Annotated in this window: 21 protein-coding genes; 8 read left to right on the top strand and 13 right to left on the bottom strand. The window is 41.0% G+C overall.

The genetic code is table 11. The features are described from left to right. Positions 1-4 precede the first annotated feature (4 nt). On the top strand, positions 5-736 hold the full coding sequence (locus tag KQP93_RS12525; protein WP_054562156.1) for an MlaA family lipoprotein: 732 nt from the start codon (positions 5-7) through the stop codon (positions 734-736). Between the two features lie 59 nt (positions 737-795). On the opposite strand, the gene KQP93_RS12520 is transcribed toward KQP93_RS12525, so the two are convergent. Next, the gene (locus KQP93_RS12520) at positions 796-2,019 is read right to left on the bottom strand and encodes an EAL and HDOD domain-containing protein (protein ID WP_217874698.1); all 1,224 of its coding nucleotides are present in this window, start codon (positions 2,017-2,019) and stop codon (positions 796-798) included. Positions 2,020-2,390: 371 nt separating this feature from the next. On the opposite strand from KQP93_RS12520, the gene putP reads away from it, so the two are divergent. Further along, positions 2,391-3,902 (top strand): sodium/proline symporter PutP, encoded by a 1,512-nt coding sequence (gene putP, locus KQP93_RS12515; RefSeq protein WP_054562154.1) that lies wholly within the window; start codon positions 2,391-2,393, stop codon positions 3,900-3,902. A gap of 49 nt (positions 3,903-3,951) precedes the next feature. Here the strand turns inward: putP and KQP93_RS12510 are convergent, their stop codons facing one another. Beyond that, entirely contained in the window at positions 3,952-4,266 is a 315-nt protein-coding gene (locus KQP93_RS12510) for a YebG family protein (protein ID WP_217874697.1), read from the bottom strand. A 246-nt stretch (positions 4,267-4,512) separates the two neighbouring features. On the opposite strand from KQP93_RS12510, the gene KQP93_RS12505 reads away from it, so the two are divergent. Then, complete coding sequence (locus KQP93_RS12505) at positions 4,513-4,806, top strand: ComEA family DNA-binding protein (protein WP_054562153.1); 294 nt, start codon at positions 4,513-4,515, stop codon at positions 4,804-4,806. Between the two features lie 28 nt (positions 4,807-4,834). On the opposite strand, the gene KQP93_RS12500 is transcribed toward KQP93_RS12505, so the two are convergent. The 3 genes from KQP93_RS12500 to KQP93_RS12490 all read right to left on the bottom strand — a co-directional run bounded on the left by KQP93_RS12500 (position 4,835) and on the right by KQP93_RS12490 (position 6,936). Continuing rightward, positions 4,835-5,137, bottom strand: a complete 303-nt coding sequence (locus tag KQP93_RS12500; RefSeq protein WP_055197970.1) for a DUF6170 family protein — start codon at positions 5,135-5,137, stop codon at positions 4,835-4,837. Next, the gene (gene dsbB / locus KQP93_RS12495; protein ID WP_217874696.1) at positions 5,137-5,655 is read right to left on the bottom strand and encodes a disulfide bond formation protein DsbB; all 519 of its coding nucleotides are present in this window, start codon (positions 5,653-5,655) and stop codon (positions 5,137-5,139) included. The genes KQP93_RS12500 and dsbB overlap by 1 nt, the downstream gene beginning before the upstream one ends. 129 nt (positions 5,656-5,784) lie before the next feature. Continuing rightward, a complete protein-coding gene (locus KQP93_RS12490; protein ID WP_217874695.1) occupies positions 5,785-6,936 on the bottom strand; it encodes a chorismate mutase in 1,152 nt (383 codons plus the stop codon). A 334-nt stretch (positions 6,937-7,270) separates the two neighbouring features. Here KQP93_RS12490 and KQP93_RS12485 point away from each other — a divergent pair, with 334 nt between their 5' ends. Continuing rightward, a complete protein-coding gene (locus KQP93_RS12485; RefSeq protein ID WP_217874694.1) occupies positions 7,271-10,270 on the top strand; it encodes a bifunctional diguanylate cyclase/phosphodiesterase in 3,000 nt (999 codons plus the stop codon). 28 nt (positions 10,271-10,298) lie between these two features. Here KQP93_RS12485 and KQP93_RS12480 read toward each other — a convergent pair whose 3' ends face one another. Further along, positions 10,299-10,628 (bottom strand): translation initiation factor, encoded by a 330-nt coding sequence (locus tag KQP93_RS12480; RefSeq protein ID WP_058586369.1) that lies wholly within the window; start codon positions 10,626-10,628, stop codon positions 10,299-10,301. Positions 10,629-10,761: 133 nt separating this feature from the next. Here KQP93_RS12480 and KQP93_RS12475 point away from each other — a divergent pair, with 133 nt between their 5' ends. The 4 genes from KQP93_RS12475 (at position 10,762) to KQP93_RS12460 (ending at position 14,706) form a co-directional block, all read left to right on the top strand. Further along, positions 10,762-11,067, top strand: coding sequence for an STAS domain-containing protein (locus KQP93_RS12475; protein WP_054562148.1), 306 nt, complete (start codon positions 10,762-10,764; stop codon positions 11,065-11,067). Next, a complete protein-coding gene (locus KQP93_RS12470; RefSeq protein ID WP_217874693.1) occupies positions 11,067-12,737 on the top strand; it encodes an ATP-binding SpoIIE family protein phosphatase in 1,671 nt (556 codons plus the stop codon). The genes KQP93_RS12475 and KQP93_RS12470 overlap by 1 nt, the downstream gene beginning before the upstream one ends. Before the next feature lie 45 nt (positions 12,738-12,782). After that, positions 12,783-13,442, top strand: coding sequence for a GAF domain-containing protein (locus tag KQP93_RS12465; RefSeq protein WP_217874692.1), 660 nt, complete (start codon positions 12,783-12,785; stop codon positions 13,440-13,442). A gap of 73 nt (positions 13,443-13,515) precedes the next feature. Beyond that, positions 13,516-14,706 (top strand): amino acid aminotransferase, encoded by a 1,191-nt coding sequence (locus KQP93_RS12460; protein ID WP_217874691.1) that lies wholly within the window; start codon positions 13,516-13,518, stop codon positions 14,704-14,706. Between the two features lie 77 nt (positions 14,707-14,783). On the opposite strand, the gene KQP93_RS12455 is transcribed toward KQP93_RS12460, so the two are convergent. The 7 genes from KQP93_RS12455 to KQP93_RS12425 all read right to left on the bottom strand — a co-directional run bounded on the left by KQP93_RS12455 (position 14,784) and on the right by KQP93_RS12425 (position 22,048). Beyond that, complete coding sequence (locus KQP93_RS12455; RefSeq protein ID WP_217874690.1) at positions 14,784-15,533, bottom strand: DUF3379 family protein; 750 nt, start codon at positions 15,531-15,533, stop codon at positions 14,784-14,786. Further along, positions 15,533-16,048, bottom strand: coding sequence for a sigma-70 family RNA polymerase sigma factor (locus KQP93_RS12450; protein WP_055020716.1), 516 nt, complete (start codon positions 16,046-16,048; stop codon positions 15,533-15,535). The genes KQP93_RS12455 and KQP93_RS12450 overlap by 1 nt, the downstream gene beginning before the upstream one ends. Positions 16,049-16,159: 111 nt before the next feature. Further along, positions 16,160-17,809: a BatD family protein gene (locus KQP93_RS12445; RefSeq protein ID WP_217874689.1), complete on the bottom strand. Its 1,650-nt coding sequence runs from the start codon at positions 17,807-17,809 to the stop codon at positions 16,160-16,162. Further along, positions 17,803-19,680, bottom strand: a complete 1,878-nt coding sequence (locus KQP93_RS12440; protein ID WP_217874688.1) for a vWA domain-containing protein — start codon at positions 19,678-19,680, stop codon at positions 17,803-17,805. Before KQP93_RS12440 ends, KQP93_RS12445 begins: the two co-directional genes overlap by 7 nt. 1 nt (position 19,681) lies before the next feature. Continuing rightward, on the bottom strand, positions 19,682-20,668 hold the full coding sequence (locus KQP93_RS12435; protein WP_217874687.1) for a vWA domain-containing protein: 987 nt from the start codon (positions 20,666-20,668) through the stop codon (positions 19,682-19,684). Then, complete coding sequence (locus KQP93_RS12430; protein WP_217874686.1) at positions 20,661-21,101, bottom strand: DUF4381 domain-containing protein; 441 nt, start codon at positions 21,099-21,101, stop codon at positions 20,661-20,663. Before KQP93_RS12430 ends, KQP93_RS12435 begins: the two co-directional genes overlap by 8 nt. Before the next feature lie 2 nt (positions 21,102-21,103). Beyond that, a complete protein-coding gene (locus tag KQP93_RS12425; protein ID WP_058586362.1) occupies positions 21,104-22,048 on the bottom strand; it encodes a DUF58 domain-containing protein in 945 nt (314 codons plus the stop codon). Positions 22,049-22,050 lie beyond the last annotated feature (2 nt).

The following is a 22,050-nucleotide window of genomic DNA, read 5'->3' as shown; positions in this document are numbered from 1 at the left end:
GCCGATGTTTAGGCACAGTATATTTTTTATCTTTTTTGTAGTGCTTGCAGGATGCGCACAAATACCTGAAGAAAAAGCGGATGAGCGAGACCCATTACAGTCGTTCAACCGTCCTATGTATGATTTTAATATGGACGTGCTTGACGCTTATATTCTTCGCCCAGCAGCTGTTGGCTACGTTACAGTAACGCCAACACCAGTAAGACGCAGCATTGTTAATTTTACCGATAACATCACTGCACCAACGGATATGGTCAATGCTGGCCTGCAAGGTAAACCTGGCAATATGGGTATTAGCTTGGCGCGCTTTTTAGTGAACTCTACGGTTGGTCTACTCGGTTTTTTTGATGTCGCTTCATCGCTGGGTTTAGAAATTGTCGATGAGGACTTTGGCCAAACTCTAGGTGTATGGGGTGTAGGTGATGGCGCTTATTTGATGATCCCGGGTATGGGACCAAGTACAGCACGAAACCTAACTGGTGATGTGGTAGATAACTTTGTCTTACCTGAAATCACGTTAACGACACCACAGACAATACTAGTCTTCGCGCTGAAAGCGGTTGAGGCCCGTGCTTCATTAATGCCACAAGAGAGCCTATTAAATGAGTCGTTAGACCCATATATTTTCGTGAAGGATATTTACTTCCAGCGTCAATTATATGAGCTACATGATGGTAATCCGCCAGTTGAAAAAGAAACGGATGATTTTGACGAAGACTTTTTAGAGAATCTTTAAGTCATAAAAATGCCAGCAATTGCTGGCATTTTTAATATCAATTGAGGGCTTGGTATTTATTAGTCGCCAAACACACTCATCTGCTCATTAGACCAACTTAGAGCATCGTGATAAGCATCAGGTACTTCCTCAGGTTTGAGCCCTAACTGTTGCTGAATCTCTTTTGCGTTGTCCCAATCTGCCTGTTCATAGAACTTAACAAGTGATAAGTAAGTTGCCAGCAAACCTTCACCATGAAGAAGGGCACCTTTTATTTCATTCGTTAATGGCAGTTTGCCCATTACGCTTGGCATATCTTCATCCAATATAGCATCCATTAATGACATCATGCCTGTTAAGAATGCCATCCCGGTATCACGTAATTTACCATGACTGATTGCTAGTAATTCAGCAAAACGGGCGCGGGTTAGTGATAAACGTATTAACTCAGCAGGTTTATCTGCGGCAACTTGCGCAGCAAATAAAAGTGATAAGAAACGTTTGATTTCTTCACTACCTAAAACAATAAGTGCTTGTTTAATCGTGCTTATTTCGGCGCGGCGTTTAAAAGCAGCTGAATTCGAGTAGCGAAGCAGTTTGTAAGATAAGTTAACATCACGCTCGAATACCTCAGTGATTTTTTTGAGGTTTAAATCCATGCTTGACGTTTCATACAATAGCTCGGCAAGGGCCATCTCTGAGGGCGGTAAGGTTTTGCTTTGAACCATCTCAGGTTTTGAAAAGAAGAAGCCTTGAAAGTAACTAAAGCCCATTTCTAGAGCAAGTTGGTATTTCTCGTAAGTTTCGACTTTTTCGGCAAGCAACTTGATGTGCGGGTGAGGTTTTATTGCCTCAATAACTGCTTCAATTGACTCTTTGTCTGTGGTTAAAAAATCAATTTTGATCATATCGATAAACGGATAAAAATGGCGCCAGACAGGTTGATGTATGTAATCATCAAGGGCTAGAGTATAGCCACGCTCTTTTAAATCTTTAACCAGTGCAAGTAAACGCTTGCCAGGTTGAATAGTTTCAAGAATTTCGACAACGACTTGCTCTTTGCCCAATAACAGAGGGTAACCTTTTTGGAGCGTCTCTAAAGTGAAATTAATGTAAGCTGGTTTGTTATCCGTTAAATCTTCTAAACCAAAATTAAACTGACTACCTTCAATGAGCCGTGATGTTGCTTCATCGCCATCAATGTCTGGAAACACGTTATCTACGCCATCCCTAAATAGGAGTTCGTAGCCGACAAGTTTCTTTTCCTTATCTAAAATAGGTTGGCGTGCAGCGTAAAAATACATAGTCCTGGCATGTCCACTTCGGTTAATTCATTTATCCATCAGCAATATATGTCATTGTGCCTGAAATAGCATTAATTAAATGCGAATTATTGAGGATAAATACTGATTTTATTTTTACCTTAAGACTAGGATAATTTGTAATTGAATTCTATAACTTGCGATTAAATATCATATTTTTGTTATAAAAAGGTTGAAATTGTAAACTCTGTCACTGATCGGCTTGATTGGAGTTGTGGGGCAGAAGCATGTTATAGTCATGGATGATATCGGTTTTTACCCCAATAATGTCTTAAAATTAAATAACTTGCGAGTCATTATTCGGATTAAAAGCCAACATTAAACAACTTTTGGAGGCTAATTTGGAAACAGGAATGATAATTTCGTTAGCAATGTACTTCATCGTCATGCTGGGGATTGGGCTGTATGCTTATAAGCAATCTACCGACGATGTATCAGGCTATATGCTAGGTGGTCGTAATTTATCACCAAGTGTTGCTGCGCTTTCAGCTGGCGCATCAGACATGAGTGGTTGGCTGCTAATGGGTCTACCGGGTGCAATGTATTTGTTTGGTTTAAGCAAGGTTTGGATTGCCATAGGTCTAGTACTCGGTGCTTGGGCTAACTACTTCTTAGTCGCGCCTCGTTTACGTGTTTACACAGAAAAGGCGAATGACTCAATCACCATTCCAGATTACTTCGCGAACCGCTTTGATGATAATAAGAATATTCTGCGTGTTATCTCTGCGATTGTAATCATTGTTTTCTTCACCTTGTATACCTCATCAGGTGTTGTTGCAGGCGGCAAGTTGTTCGAAAACTCATTTAATATGAGCTACGAAATGGGTCTGTACATCACAACAGGTGTTGTCGTGTTATATACCTTGTTTGGTGGCTTCTTAGCAGTGAGCCTGACTGACTTTGTACAAGGCTGTATCATGTTTATCTCGTTGCTGGCTGTGCCAATTGCAACGTTTACCATGCTTGATCAGCCAGTTATGGATACACTTGCAAATGCACGCTATGACTTATTATTAAGCTCACCAAAAGAATCAGAAATTCATGCACTTAATATGATGGATTGGTTTGCAGGTGGTTCAACGATAGCGATTATTTCTGCCATGGCATGGGGCCTTGGTTATTTTGGACAACCACACATTATTGTGCGTTTCATGTCTGTGCGCTCTGTGAAAGATATGCCGACTATGCGTCGTGTGGGTATGTCGTGGATGACGCTTTCAGCTATTGGTGCTGTGCTAACAGGTCTATTTGGTGCTGCTTATATGCTTGAAAACCAAATGCCAATTGATGATAAAGAAACGATTTTCTTAGTGTTGTCTGAGCTAATCTTCCATCCTTTAATTGCCGGCTTCTTATTGGCAGCTATTTTAGCGGCGATTATGAGTACTATCTCATCGCAGTTATTAGTGTGTTCAAGCTCACTAACCGAAGATTTTTATAAGATTTACTTAAACCGTAGTGCATCTCAAAAAGAGCTGGTTTTAGTAGGTCGTATTAGTGTTATTTTGGTTGCTCTATTTGCTATTTACCTAGCCTATGACCGCGATAGCTCTATCTTAGATTTAGTGAGTAATGCATGGGCTGGTTTTGGTGCTGCATTTGGTCCACTCGTATTACTGAGCCTTTACTGGAAGCGTATGAACTTACAAGGCGCTATTAGTGGTATGGTTGTTGGTGCTGCAACAGTGCTGTTTTGGATTTACGCGCCAATTACAATTGATGGCCAAGCATTAAGTGCAATCATTTATGAGATTGTCCCAGGCTTTATTTTATCAACAATTGCTATTGTTGTTGTTAGCCTTACAACTGCTGAGCCGAAAAAAGAAATTACAGACTTATTTGATGAAGTTGAGTCGTCACTGTAGTTTTTGATTAAACACAAAAAGGGCAACATCTGTTGCCCTTTTTTATGATCTAAATTTGCGTTTTGCTTGCCGCTTTTTCTTTTATATCAGCAACGTTGTCGTCTGACTTTGCTTTTTTAGGCTTAGCTGGGGCGTCTTTTGCACCTTTAAGTACCGCCATAAATTGGTCTTTTTCTTTTGCCATTTCAAGCGCCAGTGACTCAATTTGTTGCTCGCTTAATGGTACATCAACTTTTTCAAGCATTAGTTCTAATGACTCAGCAATGTCGAGCATTTTGTCATACGCATCAGCTTCTTTCTTAGTAGTAAACGTCATGCGCTCGACTCCGTTTCTTTCTACAACATATTTAACAACAACAGCCATGATTTCTCCTGCATTTAAGCGTGGCATTTGCAGCGCAATACCGCTACTTTGATTACTGTTTTTATATACAGTAATGCTTCGAGGCTTACTTTGCAAGTAACTTGAGAAAAATTTTATTTAACAAATTTGACAATAGTAGGGACATTAGCTTTATTTAAATTGTTACCCAAAGTTAAACACAAGCGATGGAGTGAGTGTTGGGTAATAGCTAACTACCTGTCCAAGATGGACATCATGGAGGAAATTATGAAATTACTATCAAGTATTTTACTTGCCACAAGTATTGCGTTACTACCTGCTACATCGGCATTCGCCGTTAAACCAACAGAAGCAACACAAGTTAAAATGCAAAAGCTCAGTATAAACAAAGCCAGCATAGATCAACTTACTCAATTACCGGGTATTGGGGAGTCAAAAGCTAAAGCAATTGTTGAGCACCGCAAAAAACAGGGACCGTTTAAGTCGGTAGAGCAATTAAAAGAAGTAAAAGGAATAGGCGATAAGCTATTTGCTAAACTTGAGGGGAAAATTACATTATAAACAGCAGGCTATACACCTAAACAGGGCGTTATTCGCCCTGTTTAAATTCATCGATAGCTTTGTCTAAATGCGCTAATGCGAACATGTTTTCGATAGGTGTTGTAATAAGTGGGTAACTTAAGCCTGCTAACAACAACCAAGGAATAAGCATCCAACCTTCAAAGTAGGCTAAGCCTAAAAATAATGGCGCTAAAAAAGCAAGCTTACAAACCGATAAAATGATCTTTTTGCTTGGACTTAAATGAGCCAAAGCAAGAGCAATTATTTGCTGACGTTGCCTTACTTTAAAGCTTTTTAAAGCAGGGATTTGGCTAGTAAAAAAATAAATCATTATAGCGACTTTTCGCTCACTAATCGGCTAACTAAAACAGCCACAAATACCACTGAAAATGCTGCAAAAATCACTTCCATCCATGCTGGCATACTCATAGAAGCAAACTGCCAATCGATATTTCCGCAATCACCTGTGGCGGCAAAGAAGCTAGGGATCCATTCATGCAAAGGCATAAAACTTGGGAAGTTAGGTTCAAATGCACAACTAAATGCAAAAGGGTCAGTATTGTTTTGCATTGCAATGTGTTCTTTGGCAATAAAGTAACCCCAAATTGCAGAGACACCCCAAGTGGCAAATGCGACTAAGCGAATAACCATATTTTGTGGGTTAATTGCACCAATAACTCCCGCTGCAAGTAAGCCTAAAACAGCGGTACGTTGATATATACACATGATGCATGGCTCAAGGCCCATGTTGTATTGAAAAAATAACGCAGTGATTTCAAATGCGAGGGAAATAACGGCTAATAATAACCAAGGTGTTCTTTTAGTTGCTAATTCTGCTAACCAATTCATGAAAGTTCCAATTTCAAATTGTTTTCAAGATTATGCTTAGACAGGGCATTGGGTGCAAGTATCTAAGATGAAATTATACGAAAAAGGAGCCAACCAGCTCCTTTTCATTAATCATATCTAGGCTGCTTATTAAACACTAACAGCTTGCAAAGACTCACTTTGATAACAGCCTAATACACGTGTGTACTGGGTGTGTTCTTTTAGCTCTTCAAGCGCTTGCTTAACATGCGAGTCATCAAGGTTTGCTTCAAGGTCAACATAAAACACCTCTTCCCATGGGTTTCCTGGTACTGGACGAGATTCCAATTTTACCAGGTTAATTTGATGTTGTTTAAAAATCATCAAGGCATCAGCCAATGAACCCGCTTGTTGTTTGGTGGCCATAATTAAACTAGTTTTTGTTGGAATTTGCTTAGATACTTGCAACGGGTTACGCGCGACGACAATGAAGCGGCTATGGTTTTCGCTTTGGTTTGCAAGGCCAGACTTAACGACTTCTAAACCTACATTTTTACCTGCTTGTGCTGAGCCGATAGCGGCGCTGTTTGTAGTTTCAACCGCTGATTGTAATGCATGGAAGGTTGAGTCACAGGTTTCATGTTGAATATCACCTAAACCCTGAATGAAGCGGCTACATTGAGCAAAAGGCTGTGGGTGAGCAAAGATTTTATTAATGTGAGAAAGCTCAGTACCTGGCATTGCTAATAAACAGTGCTCAACGCTGTGAGTGACCTCACCGACAATTGATACTTGTGCATGTTGTAATAAATCGAACACTTCATTGATACTACCTGAGCTGGTGTTTTCAATTGGCAGTAAGCCGAAATCAGCTTGGCCACTTTCAACTTTGCCAGTGATTTGATCAAAGCTCGAACAGCCCATCTCAATCAGCTTACCTGGGCGACGGCTAAAATATTTATGGCAGGCTAATTGGCTATAAGAGCCTTGACCACCTAAGTAAGCAACACGATGACTTTCGCTCATTGCTTCAGGGTTTAGATTCTTTTGTAGCATTGCTTGTTGATTCAAAACAGAATCTTCAAGAATAGTTTGGAACACATTATTGATGTAGTACGCATCTAGACCTAGCGACTTACCATAATTAATAAGCTTTTCGAGTAATGCTTGTTCGCGGGCTTCATCGCGAATTGGTTTGTTATTTGCAATTTTATATTCAACTACGCTGTGGCTAATACGGCGTCTTTTAGCCAGTAACACCAATAAGTCGGAATCTATTTCATTAATATCGTGTCGTAACGCATTTAATGTATCAATGCTCATGTTGGTTTCCTCATTCCAAAACAGTGCACAAACAAAAAAGCCTCCCAAGTGGGAGGCTTTAGCTATTCGGTGAATTTATCTCGCAAACAGTTAAGCCTCCTCTATCTAAAGAAGCTAAAAAACGAAAAATAAGTGCGAGAGATAATTTGTTTCATTGAACTAATGTAAAAACACTTGTATGTAAAGTCAACTGCCTATTGCAGCTAATTTAGAAAACATCGGTGTTTACTCAGAAAATTCATTTATATTTATAAAAAATTTATAAATATAAAAATGAATCTGGTATATTTGTTTTTGCACAATAAATAATAACAATTATTAATAAGGTAGTCCTGTGGTGTATCGACGACCGCCATCACGTTTTGGTGTGAATTCATTAAGTATGAAATTGTCGCTGCTGATCTCTGCGATTTGTTTGATTGCAGGTATATGTGCTGCGGCTTTGATGCTTAAATCTGAAGAAAAACAGCTTGTGTTTGAAGAGCACGAACTTTTAAAGCACTCTAGTGAACGCTTGAGTCGTCAATTTAACCGCTTGATCAAAACCAAAATCAATATTGCTGAGCAGGCGAATAACGTCGTAAGCAGCCAACTCCTTCACAACGAATCGCATTTACAAAGTAAACGCAGCGCAGAACTCAAATTTGCCCTCGATGGCAGTATCCGTAGTACCTCAGAAGATGGCTTATCGGCTGCGTTTCTCCCTCAAGATAAATATTCTGAATTTTATAAACAGCTTATAAATGATTCTGAATCGCTATGGAAAATCGTTTCACCGACCTTAATTCAAGATTTCTTTAATTTTTACCTTGTCACCAAAGATAACTTTATTCGAATCGCGCCACCAAACTGGGCACTCAATGTACCTGGTGACTTTGATTTTACTAAAGGCGAAACCTTCAATTACGCTCAGGCTGCAACTAACCCAAGCCGAGAAGCGGTGTGGTCAAAAGTGTATTACGATACTATTTGGCATAAGTGGGTGGTGAGTGTGCTAGTGCCTATTTACTTCGAAAACGAATTTTTTGGAGTAACAGGCAGTGATATTGCTCTTGAAACTTTATTGGCACAACTGCCTATCGGTGACCGTGAACAACATCTATTGGTGTTTGATGCAAAAGGTCAGCTATTAGCTCACCCTGATTTGGATAAAACAACACTTGAGAAATATGGTCGTGAAGGTAAAAAATTACTCACCGAAGACTTTGTAAACCCTGATCTGCAAAAGCTAGTCTCTGAAACAATTCGTTTAAAGTTACCTGAGTCGGCAAATTCATTTGTACAAGATGGCGAAACACACATTATTAATATTCGTAAAGTCGAGAACTTAAACTGGTATATTGGTATTTATAAAAAACGTTCGTCGGCACTTTCAGCACTTGAAGAGCTAAAAGTAAAATTCTTCGGCTTGTTTATCTTGTACGCAATTTTAGTTGCCTTGTTATTGCATCAAGCACTTTATCAATTAGTACTGCGTCGCATTCATTCGTTGGTTAATGCGGTAGTTAGTTTTGGCAAGGGGCAATTACAAACTGAGTTTCCAAAGGCTAATAAAGATGAAATTGGCACGCTAAATGGCTCGTTTAGAGACATGGCTATTGAAATTCGTAAGTTGATCGATGGCTTAAACCAGCGCATTAGTGAAAAAGAAATAGCTGAAAAAGCGGCGAATCGTTTATCTAAAGCTGTGGCTTTCTCTGGTACCGGTGTGGTGATCACCAATCAAGATTTTGAGATCAAATACGTGAATCCGAAAATGGTTGAAATGACCGGTTTTGAAGAGCGTCACTTTATTGGCTCGCCGCTGCTGAATATCATTTCACAAGAAATGGCGATTTTAGTCGATGATATTGATATCGATTTGCGTAGCCGTAATTATTGGCGCGGGGATACCTTATTACAAGGGAATGAACGCCAATCAGTTTGGGTTTCGTTAAGTATTTCACCAATTCGTGAAGATGGTGGTGAAATCACCAGTTACGTGGCATCAGCTCAAGATATTTCGTTTGTGAAAGAAAGCCAGCGTAAAATGGAGCAATTGGCTTACTTTGATACCTTAACTGGGCTTGCTAACCGTACTTTCTTCAGAATGCAGCTGCGTAAATCAATGGCACTGGCTGAACGTGGTCATTATGCATTTGCCTTATTCTATTTTGACTTAGATGAATTTAAACGTATCAACGATACACTAGGGCATGATGCAGGGGATCAGTTATTAGTTGAAGTGGCTAACCGTTTGAAAAAGCGTTTGCGTACGGAAGATACAATAGCGCGTTTAGGCGGCGATGAATTCGCGGTCCTGTTAAGTGGTATTGAGCATCAAACACATGCCATGGAAGTGGCTAATACGATTCAGCGCACACTTAATGAGCCAATCAAATTAGGTAACAATGAAGTGATCATCAGTGCCAGTATTGGTATCACAATGGCACCATTTGATAGCCAAGAAGAAGATCAGCTACTTAAACATGCCGACCTTGCGATGTATGAAGCAAAAGCGAAAGGGCGTAATACTTTCCACTTCTATAGCCAAGAGCTTAATGCTGCAGCAAACGAGCGCTTATTCATTGAAAATGAGCTTCGTACTGGTATTCGCGAAGGGCAGTTTAGGGTTTATTATCAGCCACAAGTTGATTGTAGAAATAACCAAGTGGTTGGCTACGAAGCACTTATTCGTTGGTTCCATCCTAAAGAAGGGATGATCCCACCAACTAAGTTTATTCCTATTGCTGAGGCAACTGGTTTAATTGTTGAATTAGGCGCATGGATACTGCAAGAAGCGTGTGAGTTTGCTGCACGTTTAGCAAGCCAAGATTTAAAGAATAATATTTCAATCAACTTGTCGGCACGTCAATTTAAAGATGCGAACTTGGTGTCGACACTGGATAAGATCATCAAGCAAACAGGTGTTGAGCCTAAACGCTTACACCTTGAGCTAACAGAAAGTATGCTAATGGGGCATGTTGAAGCCGCTATTTTACAACTGCATCAGTTAAAAGCCTTGGGTGTATCAATTTCAATCGACGACTTTGGTACTGGCTATTCTTCACTGAGTTACCTAAAACGTTTCCCTGTGGATATTTTGAAAGTTGATCGCTCGTTTGTGAAAGATATTCCACAAGACAGTAATGATATGGAAATTACCGCTGCGATTATTGCTATGGCACAAAAGCTAAAGCTTAACGTTGTTGCCGAAGGGGTGGAAACTATCGAGCAGATTGAGTTTTTACAAAACAACAACTGTTATATTGTGCAAGGTTACTACTATAGTAAGCCTATCCCTGAAGATGAGTTGCCTGCACTTTATGAACAGCTCAACTCGTTGAATTCATAAAATACAGAACGCAAAAAAGGGGGGGTGATTAGCCCCCTGCAATTTTAACTTTAAACTTTAGTCCTTCGAGAATCGCTTTTAGCTTATCTCTGTCATCACCTTGAACTTCGATGATACCGTCTTTTACTGCACCACCTTGGCCCATTTTACTTTTAATGGTTTTGGCTAATTTTTTTAAGTCGTGCTGCTCGCTGTCGATACCAACAACTAACATCACGCCCTTACCTTTGCGCCCTTTGGTTTGACGTTCAATGCGTAAAAAGCCGTCTTTAAAAACTTTACCTTGGCTTGGTTTACTTTCTTTAGGTTGCTCAATGCGACCCGTTGCAGTTGAATAAACTAGATTATTATCGCTCATGGTAGATCTCGTTATAGAAGCTTGGCTAAATGATAACAAATTTCATCCTAAGTGTTTTAATTTTTGGCTTATTTGTTTTAAGCGGTTATATTTAGTTAAGTATCAGGAAAGATTTGTTTATTAGGAGTTTATTATGAGTTTAACGCGCAGCACTTCTGCTGATGGCGCTATATTAACTGTACAAATCAAAGGAAAATTTGATTTTAATTTGGTGCAATCTTTTCGTCAGGCGTATGCCGATCTCAACGACAATATCGATAAAGTGGTTATAGACCTTAGAGAAACAGATTACATGGACAGCTCAGCGTTAGGCATGTTGCTGAACATGAAAAAAAACCTAACAGGCAAAGTTGAAACAATTCAAATTAGTAACTGCCAACCGCAACTGAAAAAAATCCTGCAAATCTCACGTTTTGATAAAAAGTTCGATATTGATTGATGCTTAATATTCTGGTTGTAGACGATCTTGCCTTAAATCGTCGCTTATTAACCGTGATGTTAGAGCAGCAGGGCTACCGTGTTTATACCGCTGAGAACGGTCTTGTTGCTTTAAATCTGCTCGAAGAACACACCATTGATATTGTGTTACTCGATGTCATTATGCCTGTGATGGACGGCTTTGAAACCGCAGCGATTATCAAAGAGCGCTTTAGCCAAGTTTACTTACCGATTATTTTTATTACCTCATTAGAAGACGAAGCGAGCTTTGAGCGTTGCCTATCGGTTGGTGGTGATGACTTTTTGCATAAGCCGTTTCAAGAAGTGATTCTTAACGCGAAAATTAAAGCGCATAGCCGGATCCGTAATTTAAGCCAAAAGGCAAGAGAGCAAAATCTACAACTTGAATATCATCAAAATCAAGTCGACCGCGAACATGAAATAGTCGAACATATTTTTAATAATGCTCTTGAGAACCAACAATCTTTTCCTAAGCATTTAGATTTTCATTTATCGCCTGCGGCTATGTTTAATGGCGATATGTTTTTGGTCGCACAAAGCCCATTAGGTAGCTTATATTGCATGCTTGGTGATTTTACTGGTCATGGTTTAGCCGCTGCAGTCGGAGCTCTCCCTGCTTCAAGAGTATTTTATACCATGGTGAGTAAGGGCATGTCGGTGAGTGATATTGCCGCAGAAATCAATTCAGTATTAGGTAAGTTATTACCAGGCCACATGTTTTGTGCTGCAACCATCATAGAGCTTAGCAGTACCGGAAAAAGTATCTCGGCATGGCTGGGGGGCTTACCCGATACCTATATCATCAACCAAAGCGGTGAAGTTATTCGTACCCTTGAATCTCAACACATGGCACTGGGTATTTTAGAAGAAGATGAATTCGAACGTGCACTTATTCATATTGAAGTAGAGGACACATGCCGTATTGTCATGGCAACCGATGGTATCATTGAAACAACGAGTCCACATGACGAGTATTTTGGTGAGCATCGCTTTAAAAAAGTGCTCGCTTCAAAACCAGCTATTTCTTCTGAGCAAGTACTTGAACGAGTCAATAAATTTGCTCGTGGGAATAAACAACAAGACGACTTGAGCTTAGTATTATTAAATTGCTTAGCCATGAGTGAGCCTGAGCAAAAGTCTGAGCCGCTATCCGCATTACCTTTTAACTTTTCATTGAGCCTAAATTCAAAGCAAATCAAAAGCACCGATCCGGTACTGGAAGTCGTTGATGTAATAAGCAAAGTAGCAGGCTTAAACGCACATCGCGCTAATATCTTTTTGATACTCTCAGAGGCTTACAATAATGCCTTAGACCACGGGGTGTTAGGCCTCGACTCAGAGGTAAAAAATCAAGAAGATGGCTTTTTAATTTATTATCAGCAGCGTGAAGAGGCACTCGCAAATTTAACCGATGCCTTAATTATTATTGATATTCGTTATTGCCCAGAAGAACTTGCTTTATATTTTACTGTTTGCGACTCAGGAAATGGTTTTAGTAAAGAACAGGCAAATCAACAAAGCCTTGCAAGAGAGCATGGTAGAGGCTTGTGCTTGCTTGGGGAAGTAGCTTCAAAAGTGACCTTCAATAGTGCAGGCAACCAAGTCGAAATTTATTATCAATTAACAGCAAGCAGTACTAGCTCACACTAAAATCGCATGTTATCATTCTGGCATTATAGATGTTTGGATGGCTAAATGGTTTCTAACTACTTATCGACAGCTCAGCTTAAATTACCAGAAAATTTGGTTGCTGAGCAATTATCAAACCTTGAACATTATCTTGCAGAGTCAGCTTTACCAGCTGTACGTTGGGAGTATCAAATTCCTGAGCTAGGCGAGGGTGGTGCGTGTAGCTTGTTTGGCTACTTACAAGATGAACCATTCAAGTTAAATGATTATGTTGCCGATGATGCTACCAATACTGAAAAACTGGCTAAGCTGCAACAAATTATCGATTTTGTTGTTGCCCAAACTCACGTTGATTGGTTTGGTATTTATCAAGCGACAGAGACTAATGAAGGTTCTCAGTTATTAAAGCTGGTTTATCATGGTGCACCGAGCCGTCCATTATTCCCGCTAACTGAAGCGTTTGCTAAAGGTAGTAACAATGTTCAAGTTGCGCTTTCTAAACAAGGGCGTGTGATCAATAACGTAGCCGATTACCTTGCACAAGGTGGTGAGTATTATACTTGCGACCCGAAGGTGAAAGCCGAGACTTGTTTACCATTATTATCAGACAAAAATGAATGCTTAGGTATTATAGATGCAGAAGCATTTAATAATGATTTCTTTGATCAGCAAACCCTTGCATTACTTGTGGCTTGTTGTATTAAAATTCCTCAACTCTTGGTCTAATTTAACTAGTAATCAGGCTGGGTTTTTATGTTAAGCTAGTGGCAACGCTAACCCCTATAAAAAGAGATAGTCAATGTTCTCAGAATTAAAACCATTACCAACAGATCCTATTCTTGGCCTAATGGCGGCCTTTAAACAAGATACAAACCCAAAGAAAATCGATTTGGGTGTAGGTGTTTATAAGGATGAGCAAGGCAATACGCCTGTATTAAAAGCGGTTAAAAAAGCGGAAGCGTTTCGTTTAGAAAACGAAACCAGTAAATCGTACATTGGCTTGGCAGGTAACCTAGATTACTGTCAAAAAATGGAGAACTTATTACTGGGTGAGCATCCAGCACTTTTAGCTAACCGTGTTCGCACTGCACAAGCACCAGGTGGTACAGGTGCATTACGTGTTGCAGCTGAATTCATCAAGCGTTGCAACAAAGATGCGACGGTATGGGTAACTACGCCAACGTGGGCAAACCACATCAGCTTATTTGAAGCGGCGGGCTTAACAGTAAAAGAATACCCTTACTACGATTACGAAAATAAAGACCTTTTATTTGATGACATGATTAATACCCTTAAGCAAGTGCCTAAAGGTGATGTTGTGTTATTCCACGCATGTTGTCACAACCCAAGCGGTATGGATTTAAATGCTGAGCAATGGAGCACAGTTGCTGATCTTGCTGTTGAAGTTGGTTTCACGCCACTGGTTGATATTGCTTATCAAGGTTTTGGTTCAAGCCTTGAAGAAGACGCAGCGGGTCTTCGTAAATTAGCAGCAGCGGTAGAAGAGCTAATCATCTGTTCTTCATGTTCGAAAAACTTCGGTCTATACCGCGAGCGTATCGGTGCATGTTCAATCATCGCTAAAGATGCAGCGACTGCTGATATCTCAAACTCTGTATTATTAAGCGTTGTACGTAGCATCTATTCAATGCCGCCTGCACATGGTGCTGATATTGTTAGCACGATTTTAGGTAGCACTGAGCTGACGCAAATGTGGCATGACGAGCTTGATGAAATGCGTAATCGTATTAATGGTTTGCGTACTTTAATCAAAGAAAGCTTAGCAGCGAAAGGCATTGAGCAAGACTTCTCATTTATTGACCGTCAAAATGGTATGTTCTCATTCCTGGGTATTAATAAAGAGCAAATCGAGCGCTTACAAAAAGAGTACTCAATCTACATTGTTGGTTCTAGCCGTGTAAACGTTGCTGGTATCAGTGATACAAACATTGATTACTTTGCAAATGCAGTAGCAGACGTTTGTAAGTAACCTGCTTTATAGCGATAAAAAAACCGCAGTGACTGCGGTTTTTTTATGCCTGTAATATGTGTTACTACGAGTAGGTATTAATGCAGCCAGCGAATGGCGTCATTAATCATACTGTTGTAGCTATCAAGTGGAGCGCCAATACTCGCTATTAAGATAGTATCCGCTCGCTCACCGCGGTTGATGTGGCCAGCGAAACGCTCATCATTGAAATCATCAGAGCCGGTGCCAAATGGTTGTTCGTCAGAAGGGACAATGAATACTGTCATCGGGCCAAAATCAGACTCAAACACCAAGTGCAGGCCTTTTTTGCCTTGAAAGTCACAAAACATTAAATAGGTTACTTTACCTGGTAGCTCATCTAAATGTCCGCCAATGGTGGCAAACTTTTCGTTCACATAGGCAAGATCTATCGCTTCATGTTTATCCAGCGAGCCTATCTCATGGTATAGGTGCGCAAAGGCATGCTCACCCACGCTGTATAACGTATGTTGTTTGTTAGTGACAAAGAACACACTAATTGCCACTAAGAATGACGCTGCAGCGGCTAAATACAAGCGATTAAAGGCAAAGCGCGACTTAGCCTCAATAATGGTGTCTAGCGGCTGTTCTGAAGGCGTGTCTTCAGCTGCATAGGTATTATCAATAATTCGCTTTGCTAAATTTTCAGGCACGGGGATGTTAAGTGCATTACTTAGTTCATCATCTAAAGCGCGCACATCATCAATAAACGCCTGTTTATCTTTGTCCTGCTCGGCAAACGCTTCAAGTTCCTTATCAATAGTGCTTGGCTCGGCGAGGATGCGGCGGCGAAACTCGAGTTCATCCATTAATTTGATGCTCCTCTAAGTTGATCATCATCACTGCTTAAAGCCTCTTTAAGCTGGTTTCTGGCACGGAAAAGTCGTGTCATGACAGTATTTTTATTTAAATCGAGGATCTGGGCGATTTCATCGCCAGAGCAACCCATTACTACTTGTAGTAGCAACGGCTCTCGATACTCTTGTGATAACTTTCCTATTTGTCGTTGAATCACTGTTTGTTCCATTTCAGCATCAAGGGTTGTACTTTGTTCATCTACAAGGGTGTCGTTTTCAACATCGGCGTAATCAAATTGTTTACGTTCAAAGCGGCGTGCATTTTCGCGGCGCAAAATAGTTAACAGCCAAGGTTTGACTGCTTGTTGATCTTGCAGTGAATCCAAGGCACGCCAAGCCCTCAGGAAGGTTTCCTGCACTAAGTCTTCAGCAATGTTCTGATCACGACACAACCAATACGCAAAGCGAAAAAGCTCACTGTGGTAGACATGAACCAGCGCTTCATATCGCTTTTGTTTTTCTGTCATAGTAACTAAGACCTGCCTATCAGAAAAAAACTTTCTGAGATTATTATTTTTTTCTTAAAAAAACGGCTAATTCAAGATTAGCCGTTTATATTCAACCTATTAGGTTAATAGTTAATCGTAAAGATTTTTTAATTCAGTAGCATTACTTGTCGATTTCGTTTGCTTTGCCGCTTGGCTTAGCAAGCTGACGATTAAACTTAAATCAACGTGCTCATCTGCTGAACTATAAAGTTTAGTGCGTAATTTAGCAATTTCATCATTAAGTTGTGTGTTTTTCAGCGATGCTAGTAAACACTCGATGGCCGCTGCATTTTTACCTGTCTGCTGTTTTGCATAAAGGTTCAATGCGTTATAAAACCCTGAGCTATTGTTTTGCTTTGCAAACTGCTTAAGCTCATTCAACGATGCTGGTGAACCACTGGTAGGTAGTGGCTCAGCTGCCGAGTGCTGAGGACGCTTTTTAATATAAAGCACCAAGGTGACTAGCCAAAGCCCATAGCCGGCAACTGCTACGATAATAAGCCACATAGGGGTCGTGACTTGCGTAATGGTTTGTACATTAGTTGGCATATCACTCAGCTCATTAGAGCTTGCTGTTTGCGGCTCTGCGATAGCAGGGGCTGCCGGTGTGAGTGGGTTTGTACTTGGCACAACGGTTAATGTACGAGCAGGTATGGTCGCATAGCTAATACGATTGATTTTAGTATTAAACCAAGGCAGCTTTATTTCAGGCAATGTGTAAGTGCCCGGCGTTTGCGGTAATAAAGCATAAGAAGCCGTTTGCTGTGAAATAACACGGCCATCACGTACCAGGTGGTTACTCTCTTTTTCATCAGGGTAACTTCTAAAACCTTGCACCTGCGGCATATCGATATCAGGAAGTTGTTCTTTAGTAACCCCCAATGCAGTTAAGGTGATAGTTCGAGTGATCGGCGTGCCAACTTCAACGGTGTCATCTTTTGGTTGCCATTGCTCATCAAGGTTAACCAGTTCACTTGGTAACCATGCACCTGTGTAGTTTTCTGGAATTGGCTTGATTTCAACATCAACATCTTCGCCCATCGCTGACACAGCCATTTGGCGATAGTTTTGACGAATACGGCCATTGAACACAGGTGCCGTAATAGTATTTACACCACTTTTTTGTGGCTGCACTAAGTACTCACGGGTGATCACTAAATAGCGTTTGCCATCAATTAACTCATAGTCTTCAGATTGCTTGTTAATTGGGGTTAGCTCAGCATTTTCCATTTCTGGCGTAGTTAAGTTGCCATCAAGCAATTCTTTGTTGTTGTCTAAATACAATTTAACCGTATAAACACCGGCTTCTTGCACGTATAAGCTACTTGGCTTGATGCTTGTTTTAATGAAGGCTTCTTTATTTTGCTCTGAGGTTTGACTGCGCTTAGCTACCGTTAGCTCAATCGGTTTTGAACTAACACCGGCAACAGTAAATGCAGGGATGGTATAAGTGCCTTCTTTACGGGTCATCAGCTTTACAGACCAGTTAGTTTGCTTACTGATTTCACCATTAATAATATTAGTGCGTGAGCTGACACTGGTCGGCCCAACAACAAAGTCTTTTAATAGCACCGAAGTGTCTGGTTGTTCGCTGTTAATAGAGTCGTCTGCTGAGATGGTTAAAACAAAAAACTCACCGGCAAGGACAGGGTTTTTGTCAACACTTGCCTGTAACTGGGTGGCAGCCCAAAGCGGCGCTGCCGCGATTAGCAATAAACAACATAATAATCGCATTACCATGATTTTTCGGCTCCTCGTGGACGACGTTGGTAGTTTCGTTTTTGTGCTTCTAATTGCATTTTATTTCTTAATAAGATCGCTGGATCATCGGGAACTTTACGCAGCAACTGGTTAAGCTGCTGGGCTTTTTCTTTCTCTTCATTTGTCAGTTCAGCCGCTTGTGCCTGCATAGCCTGTTGCTCTGCTTGCTGTTTAGCTTGTTCGTCGCTTTGTGATGGCTGTGGCTGGGCATCTTGTTGCTCGGGGGATTGCTCTGTCTGTTGTTCTCCAGATTGTGACGACTTGTCTGCTTGTGATTCCATTTCAGGTTTGTTTTGCTGGTCACTATTAGACTCGCTTTGCTCACCTTTTTGATCTGATTGCTCACTTTGCTCTGACGGTTGTTGGCCATCTTGCTGTTCACTCTGCTCAGATTTTTCGCCTTGCTGTGAATTTTCACCCTGTTGCTTTTGCTGGTTATCTTGCTGGCCATCAGAGTTTTGTTGATCATTGTTTTGCTGTTGCTCTTGTTGCTGCTGTTGTTGCTCTTGCTGCTGCAATAACTGTTCAACGAGGGCTTGGTTTTCTTTAGCTTCAGTGAAGTCATTTTTAAGCTGTTGGGCTTGCTTATACGCTTCTATGGCTTGTTCTAGCTCACCTGCCTTAGCAAGGGCATTACCGTAGTTGTACAAACCCGTCGCAGATTTAACTTCACTAAACGCATCCATGGCCGCTTGGTAATTACCTTGCTGATAAAGAGCAGCGCCTTTTAATTGCGTGTTTTGTGCTTGGGCGGCTTGTTCAAATTGATTTTGCTGATAGGCATCAAGAGCACGTTGGTCTTGGTTCTTAAACACCTCTGGTAATTCAGCGGCGTAAACCTGTTGCTGAGGTAACAACATAACAAACAAAAAGCCAACTACTAGGCTACTACGGCGAATTAAAAAGAGCGCTAGCGGCAATAAAATAATCAGGCCGTAAATACCTGCATCAACACGCCATAACGCTTGGCTTTGCTTCTCATCTTTGAGTACTTCAGCATTGGCTGTTGGGGCAAATGTTTGAATATCCTGATTACTGGTTTGATACAGTGCAAATTTGCCACCGCTGTTGCGCGCAAGCGAACTTAAGCGGCTAACATTAAGTGTCGGAATAACAATCTGCCCTTGTATGTCTTTTAAAAAGCCTCCTTCAGGTAGCTTAATCGGCGCACCTTGCTCAGTGCCGACTCCGTAGACATTTAAACGATAATTTGACTGAGCGGTAAAGCGACTAATATCTTCTTGATCTAGACTATCAACTCCATCGGTGACTAAAATAATATCACCATCTAAATAGCCAGCTTGTTTAAGTAAATCGTCGGCTTTTTCTAGGCCTTCAATAACATTTGAACCTTTGCTCGGCATGATATCAGGGCTTAGGCTTGGGATAAGGTTAGCCAAAGTGCTAGCGTCATTGGTTAGCGGTGAAATAGTAAATGCAGAGCCTGCATAAGCCACTAATGCCGTATCACCTTCTTTGAAAAGCTCAATCATATCAAGTGCTTTAAATCGAGCCTGCACTAATCGGCTTGGTGCGATGTCGGTACTGAACATGGAGTACGACATATCCATCACAATAACTCGCGCATTCTTTGCTTGAAACACCGGGACTTGTTTCTTCTCAAAGCTTGGGCCTGCAGAAAAAACGATGGCTAACAGGGTAAACATAGCAACCAACCAAAGCGGTTGGCTTTGTTTTTTATGGTTGTCGCTCATTACAAATTGTGCCAAATGAGGGGCAATTAAATCAGCTGGGGCGCTTTTTTTGTTGCGCACCAACAGCACACTAAAAATAATCAGCGCGGGAATTAATAACCAAAGTAGGGCAGGGCGAATAAATTCAAAATCCATACTAGCTCTCCTGCTTAAATTGGCGAATAAAATTGACGAGCATTGCTAAGCTTATTAAGCCTAGCGCCACAAGCAGTGGAATATAAAACAACGAAATTTGTGGGCGGAACGTTTGTTCATCGCTACTAATAGGCTCAAGCTTATCGAGCTCTTGATAAATTTGCTGTAAGCCAGCCACATCTTTTGCTCTAAAGTATAAGCCGCCTGTTTGCTCGGCAATGCGCTTGAGTAAGCTTTCATCTAAGTTACCGCCACTCATACCACCCATATTAAACAGGCTAAATCCACGAGGGTTATCAGAGCCAACACCTATGGTATATACCTTAATGCCTTCTTCGCGGGCTAACAGTAGGGCATCTTCTGGATCAAGGTTACCCGCAGTGTTTTGGCCATCAGTTAATAGTACAACGATACGGTTACTTTCATCTTTATTAGCAAAACGCTTTACAGATAAACCTAATGCATCACCAATGGCTGTTGCTCTACCTACTAGACCAATTTGCGCTTCGCTGAGCATTTGGCTTACGGTTTTAACATCACGAGTAAGAGGCGTTTGTAAAAATGCGGTATCACCAAATAAGATAAGACCAAGTCGGTCGCCTTGACGCTGTTCAATAAAGTCACTGAGTACAGCTTTTACCATGGTGAGTCTATCAACATATTGATTCTGGTAGGCCATATCTTGCTCTGTCATCGAGCCAGATAAATCCACCGCCAGCATAATATCGCGGCCTTCATTAGGCAGCGTGATAGGTTCATCAAGCCAAGTTGGGTTTGCAATAGCGACAACCAATAAAACCCATACTAGCCACTCGAGCAATGAGACTTTTCTGCTATGTTGCTGCACTGCTTGATTATTTAAACCCAGTTTAGCAAAGCCCGGGATACGTAAACGTAACTGCCCTTGCTGCTTTAACGGCATAAAGCGGCTTAATAACCAAGGCAGAGGTAAAAGCACAAAACACCATGGCCAACTAAACTCAAACATTAATTGGCTCCTTGAGTTTAAAGTTGCTAATAGCACTGCGTAATTTAGCCCCTAGCTCAGCATTATTACTTTGTTGTTGATAAAGCGGCATCAATTCGTCGTAACTAAAGTTATCGCCACTCAGTTTCGATAAACTTTCAGACCACTTTGCCAAAGGCTGAGAAGCAAGCTGACTGCTGTAATAATGACGAGTTAAGCGTTTTAAAATAATGTGTAGCTCTTGCGCGTCATCATCGCCAAGGGTTTTACTTAACTTAATGGCTTGTTTTTTGGCTTTTTTAAATTGCTGGTTTTTATATAAAAGCACTAAGCCGATAATTAATAACGAACCAACTAAGGCGATAATCAGCCACCAAATTGGAGCAAGTGGCCACCATGCAACCTCGGTCGGTGCAATGACATCATGTAAGCCATCTAGCGGATTTTTTTGCATTGTTACTTTCTCACTAATTGCAGCTCAAGAGGGGTGGCTGCACTGAATGAAATTAAACTAAGCCCAGATTTTTGTAAGCGTTTTAATCTGTTAGAAAACGACTCTTCGGCAGACTTAGCAAAGCGCTCGCGAAATTGCTTATCCATTAGTGGTAAAGCAAGTTCTTGGCCATTTGCCGACACAGTCACCGTTTGTTTGAAAGCTGGTAATTGATGCTCAAATGGATCACTAATATGGCAGCCAATCAATTCACAGTGCCTGCTCAGCATTTCAAGTTGTTTGAAGCTGGCTTCATCAAGGGCACTAAAATCAGAGACGATATAAACCAAGCTCCCTGGTTTTGCTAAATGATTAAGACGTTTAAGGTTTTCGCTAAATAAGCTGGTGGCTGTTTTATCGATATTAGTCAGAGCTTGGCTGTGAATATCACATAAGTTGTGACAAAGCTTTAACACTGCTTTTTCTCGAGAGGTCGGTTTTAATTCGTGATGACCTTGCTGATTAAACACCAAGCCACCGATGCGATCACCTCGTTGACACGCCGACCAAGCAACCAGTGCGCTAATGTGCGCTGCTTGCACTGACTTTAATAATAACTTTGAGCCAAACAGCATCGAGTTAGAAAAGTCGGTAAATACGAAAACAGGGCGTTCTTTTTCTTCTTGAAACAGCTTAGTGTGGGTTTCGCCAGTACGTGCAGTAACACGCCAGTCGATAGAACGTATGTCATCACCGGCTTGGTAATGGCGCACCTCGGCAAACTCCATACCACGCCCCTTGTGAGGCGCAAGGTATTGCCCAGCCAAGCTGTTTTTGATTTTTACTTTGGGCGCAAGTTCGAGCAAACGAGCTTTGGCTTTGTAATACATCAACTCTTTGAGTGATAAATTAACGCCTTGACTATGACTCGCTGCTAACCACGCCGCTGTATCAAATTGGCTCGACATAG

The sequence above is a fragment of the Pseudoalteromonas shioyasakiensis genome, from assembly GCF_019134595.1.
GTDB classification, from domain to species: domain Bacteria; phylum Pseudomonadota; class Gammaproteobacteria; order Enterobacterales; family Alteromonadaceae; genus Pseudoalteromonas; species Pseudoalteromonas shioyasakiensis_A.
This window is presented reverse-complemented; position numbering and strand designations above follow the sequence as displayed.

Excerpts from the sequence above, each read along its gene's own strand:
- KQP93_RS12525 (WP_054562156.1), top strand. The coding sequence starts at position 5 with ATGTTTAGGCACAGTATATTTTTTATCTTTTTTGTAGTGCTTGCAGGA.
- KQP93_RS12520 (WP_217874698.1), bottom strand. The coding sequence starts at position 2,019 with ATGTATTTTTACGCTGCACGCCAACCTATTTTAGATAAGGAAAAGAAA.
- putP (WP_054562154.1), top strand. The coding sequence starts at position 2,391 with ATGATAATTTCGTTAGCAATGTACTTCATCGTCATGCTGGGGATTGGG.
- KQP93_RS12510 (WP_217874697.1), bottom strand. The coding sequence starts at position 4,266 with ATGGCTGTTGTTGTTAAATATGTTGTAGAAAGAAACGGAGTCGAGCGC.
- KQP93_RS12505 (WP_054562153.1), top strand. The coding sequence starts at position 4,513 with ATGAAATTACTATCAAGTATTTTACTTGCCACAAGTATTGCGTTACTA.
- KQP93_RS12500 (WP_055197970.1), bottom strand. The coding sequence starts at position 5,137 with ATGATTTATTTTTTTACTAGCCAAATCCCTGCTTTAAAAAGCTTTAAA.
- dsbB (WP_217874696.1), bottom strand. The coding sequence starts at position 5,655 with ATGAATTGGTTAGCAGAATTAGCAACTAAAAGAACACCTTGGTTATTA.
- KQP93_RS12490 (WP_217874695.1), bottom strand. The coding sequence starts at position 6,936 with ATGAGCATTGATACATTAAATGCGTTACGACACGATATTAATGAAATA.
- KQP93_RS12480 (WP_058586369.1), bottom strand. The coding sequence starts at position 10,628 with ATGAGCGATAATAATCTAGTTTATTCAACTGCAACGGGTCGCATTGAG.
- KQP93_RS12475 (WP_054562148.1), top strand. The coding sequence starts at position 10,762 with ATGAGTTTAACGCGCAGCACTTCTGCTGATGGCGCTATATTAACTGTA.
- KQP93_RS12470 (WP_217874693.1), top strand. The coding sequence starts at position 11,067 with ATGCTTAATATTCTGGTTGTAGACGATCTTGCCTTAAATCGTCGCTTA.
- KQP93_RS12465 (WP_217874692.1), top strand. The coding sequence starts at position 12,783 with ATGGTTTCTAACTACTTATCGACAGCTCAGCTTAAATTACCAGAAAAT.
- KQP93_RS12460 (WP_217874691.1), top strand. The coding sequence starts at position 13,516 with ATGTTCTCAGAATTAAAACCATTACCAACAGATCCTATTCTTGGCCTA.
- KQP93_RS12455 (WP_217874690.1), bottom strand. The coding sequence starts at position 15,533 with ATGGATGAACTCGAGTTTCGCCGCCGCATCCTCGCCGAGCCAAGCACT.
- KQP93_RS12450 (WP_055020716.1), bottom strand. The coding sequence starts at position 16,048 with ATGACAGAAAAACAAAAGCGATATGAAGCGCTGGTTCATGTCTACCAC.
- KQP93_RS12445 (WP_217874689.1), bottom strand. The coding sequence starts at position 17,809 with ATGGTAATGCGATTATTATGTTGTTTATTGCTAATCGCGGCAGCGCCG.
- KQP93_RS12440 (WP_217874688.1), bottom strand. The coding sequence starts at position 19,680 with ATGGATTTTGAATTTATTCGCCCTGCCCTACTTTGGTTATTAATTCCC.
- KQP93_RS12435 (WP_217874687.1), bottom strand. The coding sequence starts at position 20,668 with ATGTTTGAGTTTAGTTGGCCATGGTGTTTTGTGCTTTTACCTCTGCCT.
- KQP93_RS12430 (WP_217874686.1), bottom strand. The coding sequence starts at position 21,101 with ATGCAAAAAAATCCGCTAGATGGCTTACATGATGTCATTGCACCGACC.
- KQP93_RS12425 (WP_058586362.1), bottom strand. The coding sequence starts at position 22,048 with ATGTCGAGCCAATTTGATACAGCGGCGTGGTTAGCAGCGAGTCATAGT.